The 25,383-nt window shown below is 66.5% G+C and carries 28 protein-coding genes and 2 pseudogenes; 15 read left to right on the top strand and 15 right to left on the bottom strand.

Going from position 1 to position 25,383, the window contains the following annotated elements:
* The 6 genes from VGL30_RS10730 to VGL30_RS10705 form a co-directional block, all read right to left on the bottom strand.
* Nucleotides 1–176 (bottom strand): hypothetical protein (locus VGL30_RS10730; RefSeq protein WP_331539737.1); only part of this gene is annotated, 176 nt, incomplete at its 3' end.
* Between the two features lie 77 nt (nucleotides 177–253).
* Nucleotides 254–493: a type II toxin-antitoxin system Phd/YefM family antitoxin gene (locus tag VGL30_RS10725; RefSeq protein ID WP_331539729.1), complete on the bottom strand. Its 240-nt coding sequence runs from the start codon at nucleotides 491–493 to the stop codon at nucleotides 254–256.
* Nucleotides 490–783 carry a type II toxin-antitoxin system RelE family toxin gene (locus VGL30_RS10720; protein WP_331539727.1) on the bottom strand — a complete coding sequence of 98 codons (294 nt, stop codon included), beginning with the start codon at nucleotides 781–783 and terminating at the stop codon, nucleotides 490–492. Before VGL30_RS10720 ends, VGL30_RS10725 begins: the two co-directional genes overlap by 4 nt.
* 66 nt (nucleotides 784–849) lie before the next feature.
* The gene (locus VGL30_RS10715; RefSeq protein ID WP_331539725.1) at nucleotides 850–2,184 is read right to left on the bottom strand and encodes an MFS transporter; all 1,335 of its coding nucleotides are present in this window, start codon (nucleotides 2,182–2,184) and stop codon (nucleotides 850–852) included.
* A 72-nt stretch (nucleotides 2,185–2,256) separates the two neighbouring features.
* Complete coding sequence (locus VGL30_RS10710) at nucleotides 2,257–2,889, bottom strand: cation transporter (protein WP_331539723.1); 633 nt, start codon at nucleotides 2,887–2,889, stop codon at nucleotides 2,257–2,259.
* Nucleotides 2,890–2,962: 73 nt separating this feature from the next.
* Nucleotides 2,963–3,463 (bottom strand): response regulator, encoded by a 501-nt coding sequence (locus VGL30_RS10705; RefSeq protein ID WP_331539721.1) that lies wholly within the window; start codon nucleotides 3,461–3,463, stop codon nucleotides 2,963–2,965.
* 98 nt (nucleotides 3,464–3,561) lie between these two features.
* Here VGL30_RS10705 and VGL30_RS10700 point away from each other — a divergent pair, with 98 nt between their 5' ends.
* The 3 genes from VGL30_RS10700 to VGL30_RS10690 all read left to right on the top strand — a co-directional run bounded on the left by VGL30_RS10700 (nucleotide 3,562) and on the right by VGL30_RS10690 (nucleotide 5,730).
* Nucleotides 3,562–4,320 carry a Crp/Fnr family transcriptional regulator gene (locus VGL30_RS10700; protein ID WP_331539719.1) on the top strand — a complete coding sequence of 253 codons (759 nt, stop codon included), beginning with the start codon at nucleotides 3,562–3,564 and terminating at the stop codon, nucleotides 4,318–4,320.
* Nucleotides 4,321–4,432: 112 nt separating this feature from the next.
* A complete protein-coding gene (locus tag VGL30_RS10695) occupies nucleotides 4,433–5,107 on the top strand; it encodes a YggS family pyridoxal phosphate-dependent enzyme (RefSeq protein WP_331539717.1) in 675 nt (224 codons plus the stop codon).
* Nucleotides 5,108–5,118: 11 nt separating this feature from the next.
* A complete protein-coding gene (locus VGL30_RS10690) occupies nucleotides 5,119–5,730 on the top strand; it encodes a class I SAM-dependent methyltransferase (RefSeq protein ID WP_331539715.1) in 612 nt (203 codons plus the stop codon).
* Between the two features lie 112 nt (nucleotides 5,731–5,842).
* Here the strand turns inward: VGL30_RS10690 and VGL30_RS10685 are convergent, their stop codons facing one another.
* Nucleotides 5,843–7,603: an ATP-binding protein gene (locus tag VGL30_RS10685; protein WP_331539713.1), complete on the bottom strand. Its 1,761-nt coding sequence runs from the start codon at nucleotides 7,601–7,603 to the stop codon at nucleotides 5,843–5,845.
* A gap of 454 nt (nucleotides 7,604–8,057) precedes the next feature.
* Here VGL30_RS10685 and VGL30_RS10680 point away from each other — a divergent pair, with 454 nt between their 5' ends.
* Both VGL30_RS10680 and VGL30_RS10675 read left to right on the top strand, forming a co-directional pair.
* Nucleotides 8,058–9,785 carry an ABC transporter permease subunit gene (locus tag VGL30_RS10680; protein ID WP_331539711.1) on the top strand — a complete coding sequence of 576 codons (1,728 nt, stop codon included), beginning with the start codon at nucleotides 8,058–8,060 and terminating at the stop codon, nucleotides 9,783–9,785.
* Between the two features lie 13 nt (nucleotides 9,786–9,798).
* Nucleotides 9,799–11,097 (top strand): nitrate/sulfonate/bicarbonate ABC transporter ATP-binding protein, encoded by a 1,299-nt coding sequence (locus VGL30_RS10675; protein ID WP_331539709.1) that lies wholly within the window; start codon nucleotides 9,799–9,801, stop codon nucleotides 11,095–11,097.
* Here the strand turns inward: VGL30_RS10675 and VGL30_RS10670 are convergent.
* Together VGL30_RS10670 and VGL30_RS10665 are read right to left on the bottom strand one after the other, a co-directional pair.
* On the bottom strand, nucleotides 11,094–11,378 hold the full coding sequence (locus tag VGL30_RS10670; RefSeq protein ID WP_331539707.1) for a hypothetical protein: 285 nt from the start codon (nucleotides 11,376–11,378) through the stop codon (nucleotides 11,094–11,096). The two genes, VGL30_RS10675 and VGL30_RS10670, sit on opposite strands and share 4 nt — an antisense overlap.
* Before the next feature lie 321 nt (nucleotides 11,379–11,699).
* Nucleotides 11,700–12,230, bottom strand: a complete 531-nt coding sequence (locus tag VGL30_RS10665) for a L,D-transpeptidase family protein (RefSeq protein WP_331539705.1) — start codon at nucleotides 12,228–12,230, stop codon at nucleotides 11,700–11,702.
* A 235-nt stretch (nucleotides 12,231–12,465) separates the two neighbouring features.
* On the opposite strand from VGL30_RS10665, the gene VGL30_RS10660 reads away from it, so the two are divergent.
* On the top strand, nucleotides 12,466–13,152 hold the full coding sequence (locus tag VGL30_RS10660; RefSeq protein ID WP_331539703.1) for a response regulator transcription factor: 687 nt from the start codon (nucleotides 12,466–12,468) through the stop codon (nucleotides 13,150–13,152).
* Nucleotides 13,153–13,294: 142 nt separating this feature from the next.
* Nucleotides 13,295–13,759, top strand: a complete 465-nt coding sequence (locus VGL30_RS10655) for a Crp/Fnr family transcriptional regulator (RefSeq protein ID WP_331539701.1) — start codon at nucleotides 13,295–13,297, stop codon at nucleotides 13,757–13,759.
* Nucleotides 13,760–13,875: 116 nt separating this feature from the next.
* Here VGL30_RS10655 and VGL30_RS10650 read toward each other — a convergent pair whose 3' ends face one another.
* The 3 genes and pseudogenes from VGL30_RS10650 to VGL30_RS10640 all read right to left on the bottom strand — a co-directional run.
* Nucleotides 13,876–14,694 (bottom strand): exodeoxyribonuclease III, encoded by an 819-nt coding sequence (locus VGL30_RS10650; protein ID WP_331539699.1) that lies wholly within the window; start codon nucleotides 14,692–14,694, stop codon nucleotides 13,876–13,878.
* Nucleotides 14,695–14,863: 169 nt separating this feature from the next.
* Nucleotides 14,864–15,706 carry an outer membrane lipoprotein carrier protein LolA gene (locus VGL30_RS10645; protein WP_331539697.1) on the bottom strand — a complete coding sequence of 281 codons (843 nt, stop codon included), beginning with the start codon at nucleotides 15,704–15,706 and terminating at the stop codon, nucleotides 14,864–14,866.
* A gap of 261 nt (nucleotides 15,707–15,967) precedes the next feature.
* Nucleotides 15,968–16,294, bottom strand: a pseudogene (locus tag VGL30_RS10640) (DNA translocase FtsK); the annotation flags it as partial.
* On the opposite strand from VGL30_RS10640, the pseudogene VGL30_RS10635 reads away from it, so the two are divergent.
* From VGL30_RS10635 to VGL30_RS10625, 3 genes and pseudogenes are all read left to right on the top strand, one after another.
* Nucleotides 16,287–16,721, top strand: a pseudogene (locus tag VGL30_RS10635) (DNA translocase FtsK); the annotation flags it as partial. The pseudogenes VGL30_RS10640 and VGL30_RS10635 sit on opposite strands and share 8 nt — an antisense overlap.
* A 91-nt stretch (nucleotides 16,722–16,812) precedes the next feature.
* Entirely contained in the window at nucleotides 16,813–17,457 is a 645-nt protein-coding gene (locus VGL30_RS10630; RefSeq protein ID WP_331539695.1) for a LolA family protein, read from the top strand.
* Between the two features lie 218 nt (nucleotides 17,458–17,675).
* Entirely contained in the window at nucleotides 17,676–18,482 is an 807-nt protein-coding gene (locus VGL30_RS10625; RefSeq protein WP_331539693.1) for an exodeoxyribonuclease III, read from the top strand.
* Between the two features lies 1 nt (nucleotide 18,483).
* On the opposite strand, the gene VGL30_RS10620 is transcribed toward VGL30_RS10625, so the two are convergent.
* Nucleotides 18,484–19,167: a response regulator transcription factor gene (locus VGL30_RS10620; RefSeq protein WP_331539691.1), complete on the bottom strand. Its 684-nt coding sequence runs from the start codon at nucleotides 19,165–19,167 to the stop codon at nucleotides 18,484–18,486.
* 56 nt (nucleotides 19,168–19,223) lie between these two features.
* On the opposite strand from VGL30_RS10620, the gene VGL30_RS10615 reads away from it, so the two are divergent.
* A complete protein-coding gene (locus VGL30_RS10615) occupies nucleotides 19,224–19,730 on the top strand; it encodes a L,D-transpeptidase family protein (protein ID WP_331539689.1) in 507 nt (168 codons plus the stop codon).
* Here the strand turns inward: VGL30_RS10615 and VGL30_RS10610 are convergent, their stop codons facing one another.
* The gene (locus VGL30_RS10610; protein WP_331539687.1) at nucleotides 19,731–20,414 is read right to left on the bottom strand and encodes a YggS family pyridoxal phosphate-dependent enzyme; all 684 of its coding nucleotides are present in this window, start codon (nucleotides 20,412–20,414) and stop codon (nucleotides 19,731–19,733) included.
* Nucleotides 20,415–20,433: 19 nt separating this feature from the next.
* Between VGL30_RS10610 and VGL30_RS10605 the strand changes: the two genes are divergently transcribed.
* Nucleotides 20,434–21,036, top strand: coding sequence for a thiamine phosphate synthase (locus VGL30_RS10605; protein WP_331539685.1), 603 nt, complete (start codon nucleotides 20,434–20,436; stop codon nucleotides 21,034–21,036).
* Here VGL30_RS10605 and VGL30_RS10600 read toward each other — a convergent pair.
* Nucleotides 21,026–21,415 carry an NtrZ family periplasmic regulatory protein gene (locus VGL30_RS10600; RefSeq protein ID WP_331539683.1) on the bottom strand — a complete coding sequence of 130 codons (390 nt, stop codon included), beginning with the start codon at nucleotides 21,413–21,415 and terminating at the stop codon, nucleotides 21,026–21,028. The two genes, VGL30_RS10605 and VGL30_RS10600, sit on opposite strands and share 11 nt — an antisense overlap.
* A 276-nt stretch (nucleotides 21,416–21,691) precedes the next feature.
* On the opposite strand from VGL30_RS10600, the gene VGL30_RS10595 reads away from it, so the two are divergent.
* The 3 genes from VGL30_RS10595 (at nucleotide 21,692) to lptE (ending at nucleotide 25,379) form a co-directional block, all read left to right on the top strand.
* Nucleotides 21,692–22,198 (top strand): DUF3576 domain-containing protein, encoded by a 507-nt coding sequence (locus VGL30_RS10595; protein ID WP_414694975.1) that lies wholly within the window; start codon nucleotides 21,692–21,694, stop codon nucleotides 22,196–22,198.
* Nucleotides 22,199–22,288: 90 nt separating this feature from the next.
* Nucleotides 22,289–24,871, top strand: a complete 2,583-nt coding sequence (gene leuS / locus VGL30_RS10590; protein WP_331539679.1) for a leucine--tRNA ligase — start codon at nucleotides 22,289–22,291, stop codon at nucleotides 24,869–24,871.
* Between the two features lies 1 nt (nucleotide 24,872).
* Entirely contained in the window at nucleotides 24,873–25,379 is a 507-nt protein-coding gene (gene lptE, locus VGL30_RS10585) for an LPS assembly lipoprotein LptE (RefSeq protein WP_331539677.1), read from the top strand.
* Nucleotides 25,380–25,383: the final 4 nt, after the last annotated feature.

Here is a 25,383-nt window from a genome sequence, read left to right as displayed (position 1 = left end):
ACGTGGCCCATATGGATGCGCCCCGACGGGTAGGGGAACATCTCCAGGACGTAGTATTTCGGGCGCGGGTCGTCGTTCTTCGTGGCGAAGATGCCCTGGGCGTCCCAGGCCTTCTGCCAACGGGTCTCGGCCTCGCGGGCGTTATAACGCTCGTTTTTGCTCGAATCGGCGGTCATTTCCGGCTCTTTTTCAGGCGCCGGGTGGTCGCATGAAAGGGCTGAGGGGTCAACGGGGAGGGCGGCTGCCGAGGAGCCTATAGGTCCTCCAGGCGCGTGCCGCGGCCAGCCCGCAGGCTCTTGCGGGCCTCTTCGATCCGGCGAAGGAAACGAGGGTCGTTCTGCAGGCGGTATTCGAACCAGTCGTCTTCCGAGGCAAATCCAATGAGCACGCCAGCCGGCTTGCCGTGCCGGGTGATGACGATTTCCTCCTTTTCCGCTTCGCGCAGGAAACGGGATAAATCGTCCTTCATTTCGGACAGTGGAATTTCCTTCATTCCGGTTTTCCGAACTGTGCCAGCCATGATTCAGCCTCTGATTTCGTAACGATCGCCAGCACCTCAATGGTCTGGGCGGAAACGTCGTAGAAGACGCGCACATCCCCGACACGAAGTCTGTATTGTGGCCGCGAAAGGCTGCGAAGCCGTTTGATCCGGCTGCGACTTGTCTTGATCGGTTCGTGCCTTAGGTGCGCTTCGAGAGCGTCTCGTACCGTGCTTCGGATATTGGCCTTCAGATGCTTCAGGTCCTCGACCGCTTCCGGAGCCAATATAATGGCGAACGGCATTCTGGCCAGATTATAGCCAGAATATCAGGTCGTCAAATTAGCTCGATATTCCGAACGCTTTTGGCCTTACCGCTTCACATACACCGGCGCCGGCACTGGTGCCCGCGCGTCCAACCGGAACGAGAGGATGGTGAGCGCCAGCGCGGCGGTGGCGATGGCGGCGCCGATCCAGGGGAGCTGGCCGTAGGGCATGCCTTGCGTGAGCACCACCTCGCCGATCCAGGCGCCGGTAGCATTGCCGAGGTTGAAGGCGCCCTGGTTGAGCGTGGCGGCGAGATTGGGGGCCTGCGAGGCCTCGTTGACCACGCGCATCTGCAGCGGCGAGACCAGCGCGAAGACGAGAATGCCCCAGATGAAGATGGTCGCGGCGGCGGCGGTGACCCAGGCGCTGGTGTAGGTGAAGAGCGCGACCGTCGGCACCAGTACAATGAAAATCGCGATCACCGAGGGCATCAGCTTCCAGTCGCCGAGGCGGCCGCCGATGTAGTTGCCGAGCGTCAGGCCGGCGCCGAACAAGAGCAGCATCAGCGTCACCGCGTGGGACGAGATCCGCGTCACGTTCAGGAGGATCGGCGCGATGTAGGTGTAGACGCTGAACAGGCTCGCCGAGGCCAGCACGCTGATGATCATGGCGAGGATCACCTGCTTGTTGGCGAGCGAGCGCGCCTCCTGCATGAGCCGCATCTGCGGCACCGGGATGTCGCGCGGCAGCCAGATCGCCAGCGCCGCCGCGGCAATGCAGCCGATCACGGCTACGGCCCAGAAGGTGTCGCGCCAGCCGAAGGCGTTGCCGAGCGCGGTGCCGAAGGGCACGCCGAGCACGTTCGCCACCGTGAGGCCTGCGAACATCATGGCGATCGCCTGCGCCTTCTTGTTCGGCGGCACCAGCGAGGCGGCGACGACGGAGCCGAGGCCGAAGAAGGCGCCGTGGCACAGGGCCGTGACGATGCGAGCGCCCATCAGCAGCCAATAGGACGGCGCCAGCGCGCAGAGCACGTTGCCGAGAATGAAGACGCCGACCAGGACCAGCAGCGCTTTGTGCCGGTCCATCTTCGCGGTCGCCACCGCGAGGAAGGGCGAGCCGAAGGCGACGCTGAGCGCATAGCCGGTGACCAGCAGGCCGGCGGTCGGGATCGTCACCTGGAGGTCGCTGGCGACATCCGGCAGCAGCCCCATGATGACGAATTCGGTGGTGCCGATGCCGAAGGAGGCGAGTGCGAGGGCAAACAGGGGCAGGCGGCTGGAACGGGAATTGGGCTGTGCGGCGGCCATGAGCTCGTGAACCGAAAAGGGCATGGGACAGCGCTGACCGACGGCCCGCGCCTGGCGAATGACGCCCGGCGGCGCCAGTCCGCCATTTATGTCGCACTGCAGCATGAGAAAAGAGGTGGTGGGATACACACTTGGTCGAATCGCCAAGCGTGCGAATCGGAAAATATGCTGCACTTTTGAGCGCAGCAAAAGATGCGGAAACTACTCCGCAGGCGCAGGATGCCGATGCCGTATCTCGTGCAGCGACTGCCGCAGGATCTGCGTCGACGAGGTCAGGAACAGCCCGGCCATCAGCGCGGCGACGATGAGGTCCGGCCACTTGGTGCCGGTCAGCCAGACAGCGCCGGCGGCAAGCATGACGGCGACATTGCCGATGGCGTCGTTGCGCGAGCAGAGCCAGACCGAGCGGACGTTGGCGTCGCCGTCCTTGTAGCGGACCAGGATTAGCACGCTCGCGAGATTCGCGGCGAGCGCGAGGACGCCGACCGCACCCATGATTTCGGCGTGAGGAACGCCGAGCACCAGCACATGGTAGGCCGTCGAGCCGAGCACCCACAGCGCCATGCCGGTCAGGCTGGCCGCCTTGGCGAGCGCAACCGTGGCGCGGGTCTGTGCCGAGAGGCCGATGACGGCAAGGCTCATGCCGTTGGTCATCGAGTCGGCGAGGAAGTCGAGCGCGTCGGCTTGAAGCGCCTGCGAGCCGGACAGCGCGCCGGCGCCGATCTCGACCGCGAATATCGCGGCGTTGATGGCGATGACCAGCCAGAGCCGCCGCTTGTAGTCGGCGGAGAGGCCGTCGAATTTTGCCGTGTGGCCGCAGCAGTACGCGCTCATGTGGGTCGCTCCTCTCGTCCGAATATGAGGCGAGGGGGCGGCGTTATACAATCACCTCTGGTGTTACGTGGGCCTACTTCCCCGCCATGGCCTTGCGCAGCGCGGCCATCAGCGCGTCCGGGTCGTAAGGCTTCTCGACCACCGGCGCTGCGGGAAATTCCTTTGTATGCAGATATTCGCCGCGCATGCCGGTGAGGAAGATGAATGGCGTGCCGCGTTGCGTCAGCAGATTTGCCACGGTCAGACTGTTCTGCTGCCGGTCGCCGAGTTTGACATCGAGGATCGCGCAATCGAACGCGGAGCCGTTGCGCAGTTCTTTCAGAGCACCGTCGGCGTGCGCGATACACAAAACGTCGGCGGCGCCCGCCGATTCCAAGGTTTGCTGGATATCCAGAGCGATCAGGAATTCATCGTCCAACACAAGGAAGCGCTTGCCTGCAACCGAACCTTCGAATTCCGCCACAACCATCTCCTGCCGACGTTCCAGCAATGGGAACTCTTCCTTCTGCAACGAATTGAGTCGGGCGGCATTTAAAAATGACATATCGCGCGCGAATTCATGGGACCGGTGCAAGGCATTGGTCGGAATACGAATTCATGCGTTAGAGATATTGCCGTGTGCCTCATCATCTAGCGCGCAAGCCGCTCTCCTCGGCGCGCAGCGGAGCCTGCATGATCGTCGGTCAAGGCCGCTCGAACGGCCAAATCACGCCGTGCGAACTTTGCCCGCTGCGCAAGCAGTCGAATTTGCGTGAGTTTGACGCTGACGAATTGTCCTTCGTGAAACAATTCAAGGTCGACGAACTGCGCGTCGATCCCGGCGCAAGCTTTCTGCGCGAAGGCACCCGCAATGAGCACCTCTATACCGTGCTCAACGGCTGGGCCTTCCGCTACAAGATGCTGGACGACGGCCGCCGCCAGATCCTCAATTATGCGCTGCCTGCCGACATGGTCGGCCTGCAGGGCTCGTTGATGAACGAGATGGACCATTCGGTCGAGGCGCTCACACCGCTGGTTTTGTGCGTATTCCCGCGCGCGAAGCTGTGGGATCTCTACAGCCGTTTCCCGTCGCTCGCCTTCGATATCACCTGGCTCGCCGCCCGCGAGGAGCAGCTCATCGACGAGAATCTCGTCAGCCTCGGCCGCCGCACCGCGCTTGAGCGCACCGCCTATCTGCTCTTGCATCTGTTCGTGCGCGCGGAGGAGGCGGGCCTGGTGAAGAACAACACGATCCAGTTTCCCTTCACGCAGCAGCATCTGGCGGATACGCTCGGCATGTCGCTGGTGCATACGAACAAGACCTTGAAGCGGCTGATGGCGTCGCAGGCGGTGCGCTGGAAGGACCGCGTGTTCGAGGTCGTCGACCGCAACGCGCTGGTCGAGATCGCCGGCGATAACGTGACGCCGCGGCGGCCACGGCCGTTTATTTGATGGGGCTTGTCGTGGCCGGGCTTGTCCCGGCCACCTCGCTTAGGTAGGCACTGTGCGTCCCTAAGCGGGATCGCCGGGACAAGCCCGGCGATGACAATCGAGGGGCCTCTCGATGACCTCGGCTGATACTCAAATTACCGGCCTCGATACCGTCCGCGCCGAGATCGCGCGCGGTTGCCGTGATGCCGGTCGCGACCCCGCCGGCGTGACGCTTGTCGCAGTGTCAAAGACGTTTCCGGCCGAGGCGATCGAGCCGGTGATTGCCGGCGGCCAGCGCGTGTTCGGCGAAAACCGCGTGCAAGAGGCGAAGGCAAAGTGGCCGGCGCTGATCGAAAAGCATCCGGGGATCGCGCTGCACCTGATCGGGCCGCTGCAATCGAACAAGGCCAGGGAGGCCGTGGCGCTGTTCGACGCGATCCATTCGGTTGATCGCCCCAGCCTGTGCGAAGAACTCGCGAAGGAAATCGCCAAACAGGGCCGTCAGCCGACTCTGTTCGCGCAGATCAACACCGGCGCCGAGCCGCAGAAGGCCGGCGTGCTGCCGCAATACGCCGATCAGTTCATTGTCGATTGCCGGGTGAATTACGGGCTGACGATCTCAGGGCTGATGTGCATACCACCGGCGGACGAGGCGCCGGGGCCGCATTTCGCGCTCACCGCCAACATCGCCAGGTGCAATGGGTTGGAGTTGCTGTCGATGGGCATGAGCGCGGATTTCACGACCGCCATCGCCATGGGCGCCACGCATGTGCGCGTCGGCAGCGCGATTTTTGGGGCGAGAGGTTGAGGAGGTGCATCGTGACTCAATCTGATTTCGACCACTGGCAGGAGCGTTTCGCGGGCGAGGAGTACCGGTTCGGCACGGCGCCGAACGCGTTTCTTAAATCGCAGGCGCATCTGTTGCGCAAAGGGCATACCGCGCTGGCGATCGCCGATGGCGAGGGCCGCAACGGCGTCTTCCTCGCCGAGCAGGGCCTCGACGTGCTGTCGCTCGATTTCTCGCCGAACGCACAAGAGAAGGCGCGCAAGCTGGCGCAGGAGCGCGGCGTGACGCTGCGCGTCGAGCAGGCCGACGTGATCAATTGGAGCTACCCGCCGAATACGTTCGACGTCGTGGCGGCGATCTTTTTCCAGTTCGCCACGCCGCCGGAGCGCGAGACGATCTTTACCGGCATCAAAAGGACACTGAAGCCGGGCGGGCTCTTACTGCTCGAGGGCTACACGCCGAAGCAGCTCGAGTACAAGACCGGCGGCCCATCGAAGATCGAGAATCTCTATACGCGTGAGATTCTGGAGCAGGCTTTCGCCGATTTCTCCTCGCTCGATATCCGCTTTTATGAGGCGGTCATCAATGAGGGCCTCGGCCACGGCGGCATGTCGGCACTCATCGATGTGGTGGGTGTGAAGTAATTTCCGGTCGTCGCCATGGGCTCTCTTCCCCCCTCCCCTGGGGGGAGAGGGGAAGAGAGATCGGGGCACGTTTTTCAAATCCTGATCGGCCGAAGAATCGAGAGGCTTCAGCCTACCTGAACCGTGGCGGATAGCCGGTAGGGTTGGTGGGCGCACTGCCCAATGAATTCGCGTCGAGCGGCTTCTTCAGAATGCTCGAACGCAGGGCGCTCGGCTGCGCGGCCGGCGCCGGTTGCAGCGGCGTGGGCTGATAGGCCGGAGCCTGGGGGGCTGAGGGCTGCAGCGGCGGCGCTTCGGATGACGCACCGTAATCGGCGTATTCTTCGTCGCTCATGCGGTGGCTCATCGTCGCCGAGCGCCAGCGATCGATGACCGAGCTCAAGAGATCGCGGCCGACATGCGCGCCGCCGTCTGAGCGCGTATTGCCGGAAGCCTCGCTGTTCGGACGCCGCTCGGCCGGCAATTCCTTGAAGCGCATGCGCGTCGGCAGCGCCACGCCGGAGCCGAACGTGAACACTTCGCGCGTGCCGAGCGACGGGATGAACGACAGCAGGTTCGCCGCCGCGTCCGACACGGCCGAGCGGATCAGCGCCTGGTCGCGGTCGTTCGACAGGCGCATGACAAACAAAGTCGAGCACTGCGAGATGATGGTCGGATCGATCTCCGCCGGCCGCTGCGTGACCAGCCCTAAGAAGACGCCGTATTTGCGGCCTTCCTTGGCGATGCGCGAGAGCGCGCGGCGGGTCGGGCCGAAGCCGATCTTCTTGTCGGCGGGCGCGTAGCGGTGGGCCTCCTCGCAGACGAACAGCAAGGGAGCGACGCCATCGCTCCACAGGCCGAAGTCGAAAGCCATGCGGCAGAGCACCGACACGACCGAATCCACGACCTCGGCGGGGAAGCCGGCGAGCTGCATGATCGTCATCGGCTTGCCGTCCGGCGGCAGCCGGAATAGCGCGCCGAGGATCTCGCCCATGGTGTCGCCGCCGATGTTCGCGTTCTCGAACATGAAGGCGTAGCGCGGGTGATTGCGGAAGGTCTGAATGCGCGAGATCAGCTTGTGATAGATCATGCGCGATGAGCGGTTCTCAAGCTTGCCCATGCGCTCGTCGAGCAGATTGATCAGGTCTTCGATGCGGTAGGGCACCGGCGTGTCGGCTGTGAAGCCGACGTCGCGCGGATCGCGCCGCTTGGCGAGCAGGCGGTCGTTGCCGTTGGCGCGGTATTGCAGATAGGCGGCCTTGGCCAGCGGGATGACTTCGGAGAGGATCTCGACTTCCTCGTCGACGCCGGGGCGGCCGCCGAAGAAGGCGTCGATCGTCTCCTCGAAATTGAACAGCCAGAACGGCAGGCGCAAATTGCGGGGCGTCAGCACCTGCGCCTTGTCGCCGAAGCAGCGGCTGTATTCGTTGTGCGGATCGACCAGGAAGATGCGCAGGTTCGGCCGCGTATCGAGGATCTTCTGCAGGATGATGGCGACGCCACTCGATTTGCCGACGCCGGTGGCGCCGAGAATGGCGAAGTGGCGGCTCACCAGATGGTCGATGTCGATGTGCACGCCGATATTGGGATTCTGCTGCAGGTCGCCGACATGTGCGTGGTCGGAGTCGGCGGCCCCGTAGACCAGGCGCAACTCGCGCTCGCCCAGAAGCGACGCCGCATCGCCGATGTTGGGATATTCGGTGACGCCGCGCTGGAAGCGGCCGGTGCCGCTGAGTTCGCCGATGAGGTCGAGCCGCGCGATCTTGCGCAACCCCGCGCCCGCGCCCGTTCCGGAAACCTGATCCTCGCCGACCTCGGTGACGAGGCCGATGATCAGCGCCTTCGGCGTCGTCAGTCCGATGAACTTGCCGACGGTGGCATTGTCGTTGCCCAAGCCGCGCGCGGTTAGCTCCACGCTGGCGGTGGCGCCGGTGACAGCGGCAACACGGCCAATCTGTTCAGACGATGGACGCGTTGGGATGGAGGAGTCGAGAGGTCGTGAGACGATCATACAAGCTGGCCCGCGGTGGCCTGCCCCAAGAGTGCGGCGGCCCGTGAGTGGCCAGTATCGCCGTCCTACATTCCATCAGCGTTAATGCGTCGGTTATTTCCGCGCCCGCGGCTGTCAGGCTGCTGTCATAATTAACGGTGGGTAGCCAAGTTAGATCGGACTTACCGTTCAGAAATATTCTTTATTGCTCACAACGAGCTTGCGGCGCTGGAAGGGCCAGACTAAGCGTTGGGTTTGGGTGGCGAGCGACTGGAATTCCGACAATCGGGCTTAATTCGTCGCAGGCGCGGCGGCCTCAGCCCCCGAAAACAGCAAGCTCCAGGTGGAGTGCCGAAGCATGCGCGGCACCATTCCCATTTCCGTCGGACAGGGTGCGCGCAGTCTCACACGCTGGGACGCGCTTGCCGTTCTGCTGACACTTGGACTGTTGGTCTTTCTTGCCGAGGCCAGCCGCCATCTGTTGCAGCCGCTTGCCGAATTGCAGGTCGCGCCTGTCTCGCTGACGCCGGGAAACCTGCCGGAATACGCGGTGCGCACGACCTTGCGCATGTTCGTGGCGCTGGCGTTCTCGCTGATCTTCACATTCACTTACGCGACGATCGCGGCCAAGAGCCGCCGCGCCGAAGTCCTTCTGGTGCCGCTGCTCGACATCCTGCAGTCGGTACCGATCCTCGGATTCATTTCGGTGACGGTGGTGTTCTTCATGTCGCTCGCGCCCGGCCGGGTGCTGGGCGCGGAGTTCGCCGCCGTCTTCGCGATCTTCACCAGTCAAGCCTGGAACATGGCGTTCAGCTTCTACCAGTCGCTGCGCACCGTGCCGGTCGAGCTTGTGGAGGCATCGCGTACATTCAGGCTGTCGGGCTGGATGCGCTTCTGGCGCGTCGAAGTGCCCTTCGCCATGCCACAGCTCATCTGGAACATGATGGTCTCCATGTCCGGAAGCTGGTTCTTCGTGGTGGCGTCCGAGGCGATCAGCGTCGGCAACACCACAGTGACGCTACCGGGCATCGGCTCGTACATCGCGCTGGCGATCGAGCAGAGGAATCTCGGCGCGGTCTGCTGGGCCATCGTCGCAATGCTGGTGGTCATCCTGCTGTACGACCAATTGCTGTTTCGCCCGCTGGTCGCCTGGGCCGACCGATTTCGCTTCGAGCAGCAGGTCGGCGTTCGGCCGCCGAAGTCATGGGTGCTCGACGTGATGCGCGGCTCGCGCGCTGTCGCGGTCTTGACCGAGCCGCTATCGCGCCTCTGGCGCCTGACGTTTCGCTGGTCGCTCGTTGGCCGTCGCGACATCGTCGCCAAGCCGTCCGGGCGCCGCTCCCGCATCGTCGACTGGCTGTGGAATGGCGTGGTTGCCGCGCTGGCGCTGCTCGCTCTGTGGCGGGTGGGCGTGTTCGTTTCCACCAACATCTCGCCGCAGGGCGCAGGCACGGCGCTGCTCCTCGGGCTCGCGACGCTGACGCGGGTGATCGTCCTGATTGCGCTTGCCACCGTGGTCTGGGTGCCGATCGGCGTCATGGTGGGAACGCGGCCGCGGCTCGCCCAGTTCATTCAGCCGGTCGCGCAATTCCTCGCGGCGTTTCCGGCCAACGTCCTCTTTCCGATCGCGGTGTCGGCGATCGTCGTGCTCAGCCTCAATCCCAACATCTGGCTCAGCCCGCTGATGATCCTCGGCACGCAGTGGTACATCCTCTTCAACGTGATCGCCGGCGCCTCTGCGATCCCGTCGGAGATGCGCGACGTCGGCACCAATCTCCAGGTGCGCGGTTGGCTATGGTGGAAGAAGATCGCGCTGCCGGCGGTGTTTCCATATTACGTGACCGGCGCCATCACAGCATCGGGCGGCTCCTGGAACGCGAGCATCGTCGCCGAGGTGGCGAGCTGGGGCAGCACGCGGCTTCAAGCGAGCGGTCTCGGCGCCTATATCGTGGATGCGACGACGGCCGGTGATTTCCCGCGCATCGTGCTCGGGATCGCGGTGATGAGTTTTTACGTGGTCATCGTCAATCGCCTCTTCTGGCGGCCGCTGTATTGGTACGCCGAGCGAAAATTCCGGCTGGGATGAGAGGACATGAGCCATGACTGACGCCCTGCTCCACATCCAGTCCTGCTGCCAAGCCTTTCCCAAGCCCGACGGCGAAGACCTCCTCGTCCTCAACGACATCAATCTGACGCTCAAGGACGGCGAGATCGTCAGTCTGCTCGGCCGCTCGGGCTCGGGAAAATCGACGCTGTTGCGTCTGATCGCCGGGCTGGCGCGGCCGACTCAAGGCAGCCTCACTTATCGCGGCCAGCCGGTGGTCGGGCCGGCGGCCGGAATCGCCATGGTGTTCCAGAGCTTTGCTTTGTTTCCCTGGTTGACGGTGCTGGAGAACGTGCAGCTTGGACTCGAGGCGCTCGGTCTGCCGGAAGCAGAAATTCGCCAGCGCGCGCTCGCGGGCATCGATCTGATCGGCCTCGACGGCTACGAGTCGGCCTATCCGCGCGAATTGTCCGGCGGCATGCGTCAGCGCGTCGGCTTTGCCCGTGCGCTGGTCGTGCATCCGAACATTTTGCTGATGGATGAGCCGTTCTCCGCGCTCGATGTCCTCACCGCGGAGACGCTGCGCACCGACTTTCTCGATCTCTGGATCGAAGGCAAGCTGCCGATCAAAGGGGTGCTGCTGGTGACGCACAACATCGAGGAGGCGGTGCTGATGTGCGACCGCATTCTCGTCTTTTCGAGAAATCCGGGTCACATCATCGAGGAGATCAAGGTCGATCTGCCGCAGCCGCGCAGCCGTCTCGAGCCGGCCTTCCGCGATCTGGTCGAACGCATCTACGTCGCGATGACCGCGCGCCCCGCCGTGCCCCAACGCGCTGCGCCGGATCGCTTCGCCGGCATGGGCATCGAGATGGTTCTGCCGCGCGTGTCGGCCAACACAATGGCCGGCCTGATCGAGGCGGTTGCCGGCGCGCCCTACGATGGCAAAGCTGATCTGCCGGTGATCGCCAGCGCCTTGCAGATGGAAGTGGACGATCTCTTTCCCGTCGCCGAAACCCTGCAACTGTTCCGTTTCGCTGAAGTCGAAGGCGGCGACATCAAGTTGACCGACACCGGCAAGCAGTTCGCTGAATCCGGCGTCGACGACCGCAAGCGGCTCTTCCAGCGGCAGCTCATGACCTACGTGCCCTTGGCTGCGCACATCCACCGCGTGCTGCAGGAACGCGCCAACCACAAGGCCCCGAAGAGCCGGTTCCTCGACGAGCTCGAGGACCACATGGCGACTGACGGCGCGGAGCAGACGTTGCGGGCCGTCGTCGGCTGGGGGCGTTTCGCCGAAGCTTTCGCTTACGACGACAGGTCCGGCACGTTCAGCCTCGACAATCCGACCTAGGCCGCGCGATCACGGTCCGCTTGCGCGGAGCGTGATCGAACGACATGGCGACATAAGGAGTCGTCGGCCGGCGCTTCTTCCACCGACCAGCGGCACTCGACCCGGCCGGTCTCGGGCGAGACATGCCAGTGCGCCGCGAGGCGGCCGGCACTGTGCCGGGCCTTGCGCGGACGGTCGGACGCTGTGCGAAGCGGGATGTTCGCCGCGGAGCGGCTGCGAAGCGCGACGCCGCGAACGGCGTCGAGGCGGACAATTGAAGCGTTTACGAATGCGAGCTTCATGGCTCACCTCCATATGGCCGGTCCTGGCCGGCCTCGGGGTGAGCGAAGAGCTAAGGACCGTTACGTCAGAGCCTTCCTCTCCCGGCGGGCTGCGCCAAGATCGATCCGGTTGATGTGTTGGCCTGCACGGCGAGCCGAAACAATGGCCGTCGTGCAGCGGCTAGAGCCGGTATCCATAGTGTCCTGTGATGTGTTGTTCGCAGCGACAGAGCCTGCTGACAGAGTTTTGCGAACGAAAGTCGCACTTATGCCTCGCGATCCGCGCTGTCAATAAAACACGGGGCGCGACAGGGGCTGGTGATGCCGCTTTTTACGGCACGGCTATTCGATGACGATCCGCGTCCGCGGACCGAGGCGTGCCAGCAGATGGCGCAGAGCGCTGGTGGTCAGCGCGACGCACCCGGCCGTCGGGGCAAAGCCGGACCGCGCGACATGGATGAATACCGCGCTACCGCGGCCGGCCACGCGTGGTCGGGTGTTGTGGTCGATCTCGACGATGAAGTCGTAGAGGCCGTCGGTGCGGGCGAGGCGGTCGGCTTTGCTCCCGGGCGGCACCTTCACCGGCCGATTGTAATGCCGGTCCGCAGGGTCCTCGCACCAGCCGTCATCAAGGCGAATCCGCTGCACTGGCAATGAGGTAGCCGGACGGCGGTGGCGCTCGCCGCGCCACCAGAGCCGCTTCGGACGGAAGGCGCCCCGCGGAGTACCGCCGTCCCCCTCGCGCTTGTTGGCGATGATGCCGCCGCGCCCGAGCGCCACGGGCAAGGCCAATGGCCCAGCCGTGAGCCAGCCGCGCCGGTGATCGCCCGGCTTACGGCGGACCGTCACGCGTGACAGGGCGCGCTTTCGCATCAGAGTGGTCCTGGAAAGTTCAGCGAGGCCCCCTAAATATCAGTTCTCGCTTGCTCTTTTAGCCCCGAATGTTCTACTTCGCGAGAATGGCATGGGGCTCGAAAAGCGGCTTTTGGAAAAGATTGTACATCGCGTGAAATGGTAGTGAGGGCTCCGGTTACCTTTGAGATTTCCGAACCCCGAGTATAGCTAGTGCATAAGGCGCCGCGGCGGCGCCGAAGGGGCCTTTAGAACGATGGCCAATAAGCGGATCATTCTGATTGTCGACGACGACACCGAACTGCGCGAAGCGCTGGTCGAGCAATTGGCGCTGCACGAGGAGTTCGAGGCGATCTCCGTCGACAGCGGCACCAAGGGCGTGCAGATCGCCAAGAACGGTCAGGTCGACCTGGTGATCATGGACGTCGGCCTGCCCGACGTCGACGGGCGCGAAGCGGTGCGCATTCTGCGCAAGAACGGGTTCAAGGCGCCGATCATCATGCTCACCGGGCATGACACCGACAGCGACACCATCCTCGGGCTGGAGTCGGGTGCGAACGACTATGTCAGCAAGCCCTTCCGGTTCGCCGTGCTGCTGGCGCGCATCCGCGCGCAGCTCCGTCAGCACGAGGCGAGCGAGGACGCCGTCTTCACCATCGGCCCCTATACCTTTCGGCCAAGCTCGAAGATCCTGCTCAATCCCAAGGGCAGCAAAGTGCGGCTGACGGAAAAGGAAACCGCCATCCTGCGCTATCTCTACCGCGCCGGGCAGAAGCCGGTGTCGCGCGAGACTCTGTTGCAGGAAGTGTGGGGCTATAATTCCGGCGTCACCACCCATACGCTGGAGACCCACATCTACCGGCTGCGGCAGAAGGTGGAAAAGGACGCGGCCATGCCGCAGATCCTGGTGACGGAAGCCGGCGGCTACAAGCTGGTGCCGTGAGAATCACAGCTGTCATTCCGGGAAGCGAGCGCAGCGGGCGGGCCCGGAATCCATATTCCGCAGCGCTGCGGAGTATGGATTCCGGGCCCATCCGCCGTCGCTCGATGGGCTCCGGCGGACGCCCCGGAATGACGAGCGCGCAATGAATCTCGAAGACGAAATCGCCATCTTCGAGCGGGTGCCGACCTTCGCGGCCCTCGGGCGGCAGGCCCTGCAGGTGCTGGCGATCGGCGCGGAGACGCGCAATCTGCCGGGCGGCGCAGTCCTTTTCTATGCCGGCGAACTCGCCGACGGCGGCTACCTTGTGCAGGAAGGCTCGCTGTTGATGGAGCCGGGCACGTTCTCGGAAGGCAAGGAATACACGGTCGGCCCCGGCACGCTGGTCGGCGAACTGGCACTGCTCACCGACATGGTGTGCCCCGCCACCGCCATCGCCAAGGAGCCGACGGTGGTCATCCGCATTCCGCGCCATCTCTTTCGCAAGATGCTGGAAGGCTATCCCGCCGCGGCCGAGAAGCTGCGCGGCATCATGACCGCCCGCTTGCAGACCTGGACGCGCGAACTCGGCACGGTGCGCCGGAAGCTGGACGCGGGGGAAACGAAGTAGCTTGGTTGTCATCACCGGGCCGCCGCGAAGCGGCGTGACCCGGTGATCTCGCTTAGGAGGGCACTGCGCCCCTAAGCGGGATGGCCGGGACAAGCCCGGCCATGACAGGCGTTTCTCTAAACTTCCACCGTCGCCGTTACGGGCACGTGGTCGGAGGGACGTTCGGCGCCGCGATAGTCTTTTGCGATCTTGATCTTCGAGATCTGGCCGGCGAGCGCGTCCGAAGTCCACACGTGATCGAGCCGGCGGCCGCGGTCGGCAGTGCGCCAGTTGTCCATCGCGCGATAGCTCCACCATGTGTAGAGCTTCTCCGGCTCCGGCGTATGCACACGCATGGTGTCGATCCATGCGCCGGCCTTCTGCGCGGCGGTGAGCTTCTCGCATTCGATCGGCGTGTGCGACACGACTCTGATCATCTGCTTGTGGCTCCAGACGTCGTGCTCGAGCGGCGCCACGTTGAGGTCGCCGACGAGAATGGCGCGCTCGTTCTTGGCCGGCTTCAAGTCGGCATGCGCACGCATCTCGTCGAGGAATGAGAGCTTGTGCTCGAATTTCGGATTGATCTCGGGATCCGGCTCGTCGCCGCCGGCTGGCACGTAGAAATTATGCAGCGTGATCGGGTCTTTGAGGCCGGCGCGCTCGCCGAGCACCACCGACATGTGGCGGCAGTCGGTCTTGCCGCAGAAATTCTCGAACTGGAAGCTTTCGAACGGTACGCGCGAGACCACCGCGACGCCGTGATAGCCCTTCTGCCCGTTGAGCGCGACGTGCTCGTAGCCGAGCCGCTTGAAGCGCTTGAGCGGGAAGGCGTCGTCCGGGCATTTGGTCTCTTGCAGGCAGAGCACGTCGGGACGCGCGCTCTTGATGAACTTGGCGACCAGGTCGATGCGCAGGCGGACGGAGTTGATGTTCCAGGTGGTGATCTTCAGCGGCATGGCCGTAATTTAAGCGGTCAGGCGGCCCTTTTCCACGACATAGCGGCGGCTGTGCAAAACACCGTCCGGGGCGCGAGCATCAGCGAGCGAGCCCGGAATCCATACGCCGCAGCGCTGCGGAGTATGGATTCCGGGCCCGGCCCTGCGGGCCGTCCCGGAATGACGGATTTCAATTGTGATAGTTCGTGTAGTCGATCCTGAACATGCCCGGGTCGGGCTTCTTGCTCGTGTCGAGATTGTACACGGCGACGGTGGTGTCGTAGCCCTGGGGGTCTGTCACCGTCCATTGCTTGAGCTGCATGTCCTTGGCGCTGAACATGATCATCAGCCGGCTGGTGCCGATCAGCGCGGTCTTTTCTTCGACCACCACGGTGATGAAGACATCGTCGGCATAGACCGCGACCAGGTTCGTGTCGCGCATCAGGTCGACTTTGTCGGACAATAGGAAGCGCAGCGGCGTCTGCGACAGCGGATAGACGTCCTGGGTCGCGAGATTACGGTCGCGCACGACGACGGACTGGCCGTCGGCGATCAGCTCGATCGGGCTCGGGTTGTCGTATTCGAAGCGCACCTTGCCGGGCTTGGAGATAAAGAACGTCCCCTTGGTGCGGCCGCCGTCGGGCCCGACCTGGACAAAATTGCCCGACAAGGTCTGCACGCTGGACAGGTAGTTGTTGACTTTGTCGATGACCGCCCGCTGCTCGGGATTGAGCGCGGTGGTCGAGCCCGGCCGGCCGAGCAGCGCGGCGAAGGGATTGGTGATCGGATTAGGCGCCTGGACTTGTGCCTGCTGCGTTTGCCCTGTCGTCGCCTGAGCACGGGCGCGCAGAGCCTCCGGGGGAATGATCGTCGGCGTCGAGATCGAGCCGGTGGTGAAGCGATGATGCGCGTGCGGCCGCGGACGCGGCAGCGGGACATCCGCATCAGCCAAGGCAGGCGCTGCGGTCAGGCATGCAAGCACCACGGCCAAAGCCGCAGCACGGCCGTTTCGCGCCTTGGGAAATCCCGCCATTTCAGTCTCCGCTCCACCCGTCCCATCCGCCCCGCAGTCGCGCTATAGGGCCCGCCTGTGGCTATTTCGCGACCCGCGAATCATGCGCTGATTCGCGTGGAGCGAGGATTAATTTGCTCCGTCATTCCGGGGCGCTGGTCGTCCGAAGGGCGACCAGCGAACCCGGAATCCAGAAACGATACACCGTCATTTGCATTGGATTCCGGGTTCGTCCGCCTCCGCCCTGCGGGCTTCGGCGGGCGCCCCGGAATGACGGGGTACTTACCGCTCGAAATCGCCCTCTTCGGGCACCAGGATCTCGCGCTTGCCGGCATGGTTTGCCTGGCCGACGATGCCTTCCTGCTCCATGCGCTCCATCAGCGTGGCGGCGCGATTGTAGCCGATCTGGAGGCGGCGCTGAATGTAGGAGGTCGAGGCCTTGCGGTCGCGCTTCACCACCGCGACGGCTTGGCTGTAGAGGTCGCCGCCTTCGGCCATCCCCATGCCGGTTGCGTCGAACACCGCGCCGTCCTCGCCCTCTTCCTCCTCGGCCGTCGTCACCTCTTCGAGGTATTCCGGCATGCCCTGCGACTTCAAATGCCGCACGATCCTGGGCGAACAGGGCGCCGAGCAGCTGCTGGGCCAGGGCGACCAGCTCTACATGGCCGGCGGCGGCCGCATCACCCGCCTGCACGGGCCCTTCGTCTCCGACGAGGAGGTGGAGACCGTGGCCAAGTTCCTACGCGAGCAGGGAATCCCGCAGTACCTCGAAGAGGTCACGGCGGGCGGCGACGAAGAGGGCGAGGCCGGCGACCCGGGCTCCGGCGGCGGCGAGGGCGGGGGAAACGACCTCTACGACCAGGCCGTGGCCGTGGTCACCCGCGACGGCAAGGCCTCCACCAGCTACGTCCAGCGCCGCCTGCAGATCGGCTACAACCGGGCCGCCTCGCTCATCGAGCGGATGGAGCGCGAGGGCGTCGTCTCCGCCGCCAACCACGCCGGCAAGCGCGAGATCCTGGCCGGGTCGCCGCCCTAGGGTCCATCCCGCGGGCTTGCGGCCGCGCTCCGGCGCGCCCAAATCCCGCCGCGCGCCTGCGTTAGGCGTAGTGCGATCCGCGGAGACCTGCATGAGCCTTTTCCCGCCTACCCGCAGGGCCTTGCTGGCCGGCGGCCTCTTCGCCCTGGCGGCCCCCGCGCTTGCCGCTCCGGCGCCCGCGCTGCCGCCGCAGGACAAGGCGCTGGTCCAGAAGGCGACCGACTACCTGGAGGGCCTGGCCGAGGCCAAGGGCCGGTTCGTGCAGATCGACGCCCGCGGCGCGGCGACGCAAGGGTCGCTCTACCTGAAGCGCCCGGGCAAGGCCCGCTTCGCCTATGACCCGCCCTCCGGCCTGCTGGTGGTGTCCGACGGCGGCGCCGTCTCCATCCAGAACAGCCGGCTGAAGACCTTCGACAGCTATCCGCTGATGGCGACGCCGCTCTCGCTGTTCCTGGCCAAGCGCATCCGGCTCGACCGCGGCGTGGTGGTGACCCGGGTGACGCGGCTCTCCGACGGCTTCTCCATCACCGCCCGCGACGGGACGAAACAGGCGGAGGGGCAGATCACGCTGACCTTCCTCGGGGCCCCCATGACGCTGGTGGGCTGGACCGTCGCCGACGCCCAGGGCCAGACCACGATCCGCCTCAGCGGCCTGCAGCCCGTCTCCGGCCTCGACCCCGGCCTGTTCGTCCTGAAGGACCCGCGCCCGAAGAATCCCGGGCGCGGGAAGACGTGACAATCTGGCCACAGGCAAGCCTTGGTGACGATTCTGTTTGACTATTCTTATCCTCGTTGCAAGAATGCCACTCATCGCGTTGGCGCTGGCGCCGACGTATTCCGTGCCGGAACTATCCCCTCCCGGCGGCGGCATGAAAGACTTCAACGCCCGGGCCTTCTCCAGTGCCCGGGCGTTTTTTATGTTTTTTCCGCCCGTCAGTCCTCCCCCGGAGCCCCATGCGCCTTCGACTCTGCACCTGGAACGTCAATTCCGTCCGCCTGCGGATCGAGCAGGTCGCCCGCTTCGTGGCCGAGCAGGCGCCGGACGTCCTGTGCCTGCAGGAGATCAAGTGCCGCGAGGGCGAGTTCCCGCGCGAGGCCTTCGCCGAGATGGGCCTGCCGCACCTGAAGGTCGCCGGCCAGAAAGGCTGGCACGGGGTGGCCATCGCCTCGCGGCTGCCGCTGGAGGACGCGCCGGGCCTGAGCGTCTGCCGCGAGGGACACGCCCGCTGCGTCGCGGCCACGGTGGCGGGCGTCGAGGTCCAGAACTTCTACATCCCGGCCGGCGGCGACGTGCCCGACCGGGCGCTCAACGCCAAGTTCGACCACAAGCTCGACTTCTTCGAGAAGCTCACCACCGAGATGGGGCGGCGCGACCGCAAGGCGCCGCTGGCCATCGTGGGCGACCTCAACGTGGCGCCCGGCGAGCATGACGTCTGGAACCATCGCTACATGTCCAAGGTCGTCAGCCACACGCCGGTGGAGGTGGAGGCCATGCTGGCGCTGCGGGCCTCCCTCGACTTCATCGACCTGCCGCGCGCGGCGACGCCCGAGCCCCAGAAGCTGCCCTCGTGGTGGAGCTACCGGGCCGCCGACTTCCGCGCTTCGGGGCGCGGCCTGCGGCTGGATCATATCCTGGTGACGCCCGGCCTGCGCGACGCGGCGTTCCGCACCGGCGGCGCGGTCTCGCAGGTGCACGAGGGCGTCCGCGCCTGGACGCGGCCCAGCGACCACGCCCCGGTGACGGCCGATCTGGCGCTGTAGCTTACGGCGCCAACCGGTAGCCGCCGGCCTCGGTCAGCAGCAGCCGCGCGTTCGACGGGTCCGGCTCGATCTTCTGGCGCAGGCGGTAGACGTGGGTCTCCAGGGTGTGGGTGGTCACGCCGGCGTTGTAGCCCCACACCTCGGCCAGCAGCTCCTCCCGGCTGACGGGCTTCTCCCCCGCCCGGTAGAGGTACTTCAGAATGTTGGTTTCCTTCTCCGTCAGCCGGATTTTCCGCTGGCTGTCGTCCACCAGCATCTTGGCAGAGGGCCGGAACTCGTAGACGCCCAGGCGGAACACCGCGCCTTCCGACTGCTCGTGGCTGCGGAGCTGCGCGCGGATGCGGGCCAGCAGCACGGCGAACTTGAACGGCTTGGTGACGTAGTCGTTGGCGCCGGCGTCGAGGCCTTCGATGGTGTCGGCGTCCGACAGGGCGGCGGTCAACATGATCACCGGCGCCGCCACCCCGACCTTGCGCATCTGCCGGCACGCCTCGCGGCCGTTCATGTCGGGCAGGTCGATGTCCAGCAGAATGAGGTCCGGGCGGGCCTCCTGCGCCAGGCGCACGCCTTCGCGGGCGTCGGCCGCCTCGATGGCGGCGAATTCTTCGCTCTGGAGTTGCTCGGCCAGTGCGCTGCGAAGGTCCGCGTCGTCGTCGACGATGAGGAGAGTCTTGCGTTGAGCCATGGGTCGGACCATGCACCGGGAAGGGCCTTCCGGGCAAAAGATTTGCGAGCGCCGCCTTGATCTTCACCGCCAGACCCGACGGCGTCTTCGATCTGGGCGGGCGCCTCACCCGCTGCGCCCTGGGACCCGCGGGCGTGGTCGCCGCCGCCGAAAAGCGCGAGGGCGACGGCAGGTCGCCGCTGGGCGTCTGGCCGATCCGCCGGGTGCTCTACCGGCCGGACAGGGGGCCGGCGCCGCCCACCGAGCTGCCCCTGGCCCCCATCACGCCCAGCGACGGCTGGTGCGACGCGCCGGACGACTCCGCCTACAATCGCCCGGTCACCCTGCCGTATCCCGCCAGCGCCGAGGCCATGTGGCGCGAGGACGAAGCCTACGACCTGGTGGCGATCCTGGGCCACAACGACGACCCGCCGCTCCCGGGGCGGGGCTCGGCCATCTTCCTGCACCTGGCCAGACCGGGCTTTCCGCCCACCCAGGGCTGCGTGGCGCTGTCCCGGGCCGACATGCTGGAGCTGCTGCTCCTGGCCGGTCCGGGCTCGGCCATCGCCATCGCCGAGGCCTAGCTAGCGGTCGCCGAACACCGCCGAGCCCACGCGCACGCTGGTGGCCCCCAGGCGGATCGCCGTCTCGAAGTCGCCGCTCATCCCCATGGACAGGCGCGAGAGCCCGTTGCGCGCCGCGATCTTGCCCAGCAGGGCGAAGTGCGGGCCGGCGGGCTCGCCAGCCGGGGGGATGCACATCAGCCCTTCGATCTGAAGCCCGTAGGGTCCGCGGCAGGCGGCCAGGAAGGCGTCGGCCGCGGCAGGCGCCACGCCGGCCTTCTGCAGCTCCTCGCCGGTGTTCACCTGGACATAGAGCCTGGGGCTGCGCCCCTGGGCCTGGATCTCGTCGGCGAGGGCGCGGGCCAGCCGCTCCCGGTCCAGGGTCTCGACGACGTCGAAGACGCCTACCGCCTCGCGGGCCTTGTTGGTCTGCAGCGGGCCGATCAGATGCAGCGCACGCCCCGGCCCCGCCGCAGCGGCGTGGACCGGATCCTCCCAGCGGCTCCTGGCTTCCTGCACCCGGTTCTCGCCGAACACGCGCTGGCCCGCGGCCAGCACCGGGGCGATCCGGGCCCAGGGCTGTTGCTTCGAGACCGCGACCAGCGTCACATCGCCCGCTGCGCGGCCGGCGTCGCGGACGGCCCGCGCGATCCGGGCGAGCACGTCGGCATAGGCCTGGGCGGGATCGGAAGGAGAGGCGGTCATTCTGGGCGGCTACTGGACGATGGTGCGGACGGCCGCCTGCTTAGGGCGGCGGGCCCGCGGGCGAAAGCCCCTGCCGGCGCTGCTGTTCTTCACCGACCCCGCACGCACCCCCGAGCCCGAGCGGCAGGCCGAGGCCCTGCCCCGCGGCTCGGCGATCATCTTCCGCGCTTTCGGAGCGGCCGACGCCCTTCAGCGCGGCCTGCGCCTGCGCGCCGTCGCCCGGCGACGCCGGCTGAAACTGATCGTCGGCGCGGACGCGAGGCTCGCCGCGGCCCTCGGCGCCGACGGCGTGCATCTGCCGCAGCGCCTGGCGCACCACGCGCGGCGGCTGAAAGCGGCCCGGCCCGGCTGGGTCGTCACGGCGGCGGCGCACGGACCGCGCGCCGCTCAGAGGGTCGCCCGCCTCGGCGCCGACGCGGTGGTGATCTCCACGGCTTTTCCGAGCCGCAGCCCATCGGCCGGGGCGCCTTTGGGGGCCATGGCGCTTTCCCGCCTCGCCCGGCGGCTTCCCACGCCGCTCTACGCTCTGGGCGGCGTCAACGACAAAACGGCCCGGCGTCTGCTGGACGCGGGCCTGGTCGGGCTGGCGACGGTGGAGGGGGTCGAAACCCCTAGAACTTGAGGGCGGTCTCAAGCCGCACGCGCGGCTGGCCGTCTTCCGGCTGGGTCTTCTTGTAACCCGATGGCCGTTCCCTTTCGCCCAGGGCAACGGCGCCGCCGACGCGCAGGCTGGGGGTAATGCGGAAATAGGCGCCGGCCTGCACATCGTTCAGCTGCATCTCGCGGCTGTTCGGCTGATCCATGTTGAAGGTCAGACCCCAGCGGCCGCGACGGGCGTCCCACTGCAGGGACTTCGTGCCCTGGGGGGCGATGGCCGGCGTGTCCGTGTGCACGGTGAAGTCGATGGACTTGGACTTGACCGGGTCGGCGTGGGCCGCCGTCGTCGCAAGCCCGGCTAAGGCGGCGACGCCGATCAGCGAAATGAGCTTCCAGCCCGACATGACCTAGATATGGCCCCTAAGCCCCACTTGCGCACCTCCCTCCTGCGGAGCCGCGTGTCAGCGGGGATTAGAGGCCCGACGGGGGACCGGTCAACCGTGACAATGGGTTAACCGGTCCTTCACCGAAAAGTTCTCCACCCCCTGTGGCGGCGGAGCCACGCGATTCCGCATTGGCGCCGTTCACCACCTTGTTATAGAGGGCGGCCTAAAGGGCGGCCTAAAGGGCGGCTCGGCGCCGACGCAACGGGACTGAAACTCGAGTTGGAGCGGAACAATATGCCCTTCGTGCGTGCTCTCTGGACGCGTCGGATTCTGACGGCTGGCGTGGCGGCGAGCCTGGCGGCGCTGGCCGGCTGCTCGCACGGCGGCCCCCGGGTGTTCCAGACCCAGGAGTCCGGCGGCGGCGGCTTCCACCTGTTCGGCGGCGGCAAAGGCTCCAAGGGCGGCGACACCCCGGCGATCGGGGTGAACGGCTACCTCTGGCGCGCCACTCTCGACACCCTGGCCTTCATGCCGCTGGCCTCCGCAGACCCCTACGGCGGCGTGGTCATCACCGACTGGTACGTGAACCCCGAGAAGCCGGACGAACGCTTCAAGTGCACGGTCTACATCCTCGACGCCCGCCTGCGCGCGGACGGCCTGAACGTGGCGGTGTTCAAGCAGGTGCGCGACGCGGCCGGAGGCTGGGTCGATTCGGCCTCTGCGGGGCAGACCGAGACCGACATCGAGAACGCCATCCTCACCCGGGCGCGGCAGCTGCGGCTTTCGAACATCCGCGGCTGATCGCCGGCCTTCGGGGAACCTGCGGCTTCCCACGCCCGCGTCGGCGCGCTAGTCCCGGTCCGCCCGTCCCGCAAATCCCCGCTGAGCCCCATGGCCCGCTACAATCCCAAAGAGACCGAACCCAGGTGGCGCGCCGCCTGGACTGACGCCGACGTTTTCCGGGCGCGCATCGACCGCGCCAGGCCGAAATACTACGCGCTCGAGATGTTCCCCTATCCTTCGGGCAGCCTGCACATGGGCCATGTGCGCAACTACGCGCTGGGCGACGTGATCGCCCGATTCAAGCGGGCCCGCGGCTTCAACGTGCTGCACCCCATGGGCTGGGACGCCTTCGGCCTGCCGGCCGAGAACGCGGCCATGGAACGCGGCGTCGATCCCAGGGCCTGGACCTACGACAACATCGCCAAGATGCGCGGCGAGCTGAAGCGCCTGGGCCTGTCGATCGACTGGAGCCGCGAATTCGCCACCTGCGATCCGGCCTACTACGGCAAGCAGCAGGCCTGGTTCCTCGACCTGTGGAAGCGCGGCCTGGTCTATCGCAAGGAGGGCCTGGTCAACTGGGACCCGGTCGACCAGACGGTGCTGGCCAACGAGCAGGTGGTCGACGGCCGCGGCTGGCGCTCCGGCGCGGTGGTCGAGAAGCGGCGCCTGGCCCAGTGGTTCCTGCGGATCACCGACTACGCCGACCAGTTGCTGGACGGGCTCGCCGGACTGCAACGCTGGCCGGAGAAGGTCCGGCTGATGCAGGAGAACTGGATCGGCCGCTCCAAGGGCCTGCGGTTCTCGTTCCGGTTCGCCGGCGCGCCGCCGGCCGGCTTCGAGGCCGGGCTGGAGGTCTACACCACCCGGCCCGACACTCTTTACGGCGCGAGCTTCGTAGGCGTGGCCCCCGACCACCCCCTGGCCGAACAGCTGGCCGCCGCCGACCCGGCGATGGCCGCCTTCATCGCCGAGTGCCGCAAGGGCGGCGCCTCCGAGGCCGAGATCGAGACCGCGGAGAAGATCGGCGTCGACACAGGCCTGCGTGTCGTCCACCCGTTCGATCCCTCCTGGACCCTGCCGGTCTGGATCGCGAACTTCATCCTCATGGACTACGGGACCGGCGCCATCTTCGCCTGCCCCGCCCACGACCAGCGCGACCTGGATTTCGCCCGCAAGTATGGCCTGCCGGTGAAGCCGGTCGTACTGGCGCCCGGCGAGGACCCAGGGACCTTCGCCGTGGGCGCCGAGGCCTACACCGGCCCGGGAACGATCTTCAACTCCGCCGACCTCGACGGCCTGGACGTGGAGGCGGCGAAAGCCAGGGCCGTCGAACGCATCGAGGCCCAGGGCCAGGGCGAAGGGGCCACCGTCTATCGCCTGCGCGACTGGGGCGTGGCGCGCCAGCGCGGCTGGGGCTGCCCGATCCCCATTGTGCACTGCAGCAAATGCGGCGTGGTCGGCGTGCCGAAGAGCCAGCTTCCCGTCGCCCTGCCGGACGACCTGGACTTCAGCCGCCCGGGCAACGCGCTGGACCGTCACCCCACCTGGAAGCAGGCCACCTGCCCCGACTGCGGCGGGCCGGCGACGCGGGAGACCGACACCCTCGACACCTTCGTCGACTCTTCCTGGTACTTCGACCGCTTCACCAACCCCGAGGCCGCAGACCCGATCGACAAGGAAGCCGCCGACTACTGGATGCCGGTGGATCAGTATGTGGGCGGGGTCGAGCACGCGGTGCTGCACCTGCTCTACGCCCGCTTTATCAATCGCGCCCTGCACGACGAAGGGCTGCTGTCGGTGCAGGAACCGTTCGACGGCCTCTTTACCCAGGGAATGGTCACCCACGAGACCTATCGCCGCGAAAACGGCGAGTGGGTGGAGCCTGGCCTTGTCGAGATCGTCGCCGCGGGCGACGTTCGCCGCGCCCGCCTGGCCGACACCGGCGAGCCGCTGGTGATCGGCGACGTCGAGAAGATGTCGAAGTCCAAGCGCAACACCGTGGCGCCGGCGGAGATCTTCGACGCCTATGGCGTGGACGCCGCCCGGCTGTTCGTCCTCTCCGACTCGCCGCCCGAGCGCGACACCCAGTGGACCGCCGGCGGCGTGCAAGGTGCATGGCGGTTCATAAACCGGGTGTGGGACGAATTCGACAGCCAGCCCGCAGCGGCCGGCGCCGCGCCCCCGCCCGACGCGGCGGCGCTCACCCTGAAGCGCGCGTCCCACAAGCTGATCAAGGCGGTGACGGAGGCCATCGACAGCTTCCGCTTCAACTCCGGCATCGCCCGCCTCTACGCCTTCCTGAACCTCCTGAAGGAAACTCCCGCCCAGGGGGCCAGCGCCTCGCTGCAGGCCGAACGCCGGGCCGCCCTGTCGGCCTTTGCGCGGCTGATGGCCCCCTTCACGCCGCACCTGGCCGAGGAGGCCTGGGCCCGCATCGGCGGCGGCGGCATGGTGGTGGACGCCCCCTGGCCCGAGCACGATCCGGAATTGGTGGTCGACGACGTGCTGGTCCTGCCCGTACAGGTCAACGGCAAGCGCCGCGGCGAGATCACCGCCCCGGCGGGGGCCGAACCGGCGGACGTGGAGAAGATCGTGCTTGACGATCCCGAAATCGCACGGCGCCTAGAAGGCCTGACCATTCGCAAGGTGATCGTGGTGAAGGACCGCATCGTCAATGTCGTGGCCAACTAGCATGCGCCGCTGCCGGAACCTGGCCCTCGCCGCGGCCCTGGGGCTGGCCGCGCCCGGCCTGCAGGCCTGCGGCTTCACCCCGCTCTACGCCGTGCCCGGCGTCACCAGCCGGCTCTCGGCGGTGGACGTGGTCGCCCCGGAAGGGCGCACCGGCTACCTGATCCGCGAACACCTGGACGACGCCCTGGCCAAGAACCGCGGGGCGGCCCCGATCTACCGCATGCAGCTCCAGCTTTCCGAGCAGCGCTACCCGCGCGGCCTGCGGGTCGACAACGTCGCCACACGCTACGAGTACGTGCTCACCGCCAACTACAGCCTGGTCAGCCTGCCCTCCGGCGCCGAGGCCAAGCGCGGTAGCGTGCGGGTGCAGCTCACCTACGATTCCGCCGACCAGCCCTACGCCTCCATCGCCGCTCAGCAGGACGTGGCCGACCGCGCGGCCGAGGAAGCCGCCCACCGCATCCAGCTCGAGCTGGCCGCCTGGCTCGCCGGGCGATCCAAGAGCTGAGCCC

Origin of the sequence: Phenylobacterium sp., assembly GCF_036502675.1 — a bacterium.
Lineage (GTDB): Bacteria > Pseudomonadota > Alphaproteobacteria > Caulobacterales > Caulobacteraceae > Phenylobacterium.
This window is presented reverse-complemented; position numbering and strand designations above follow the sequence as displayed.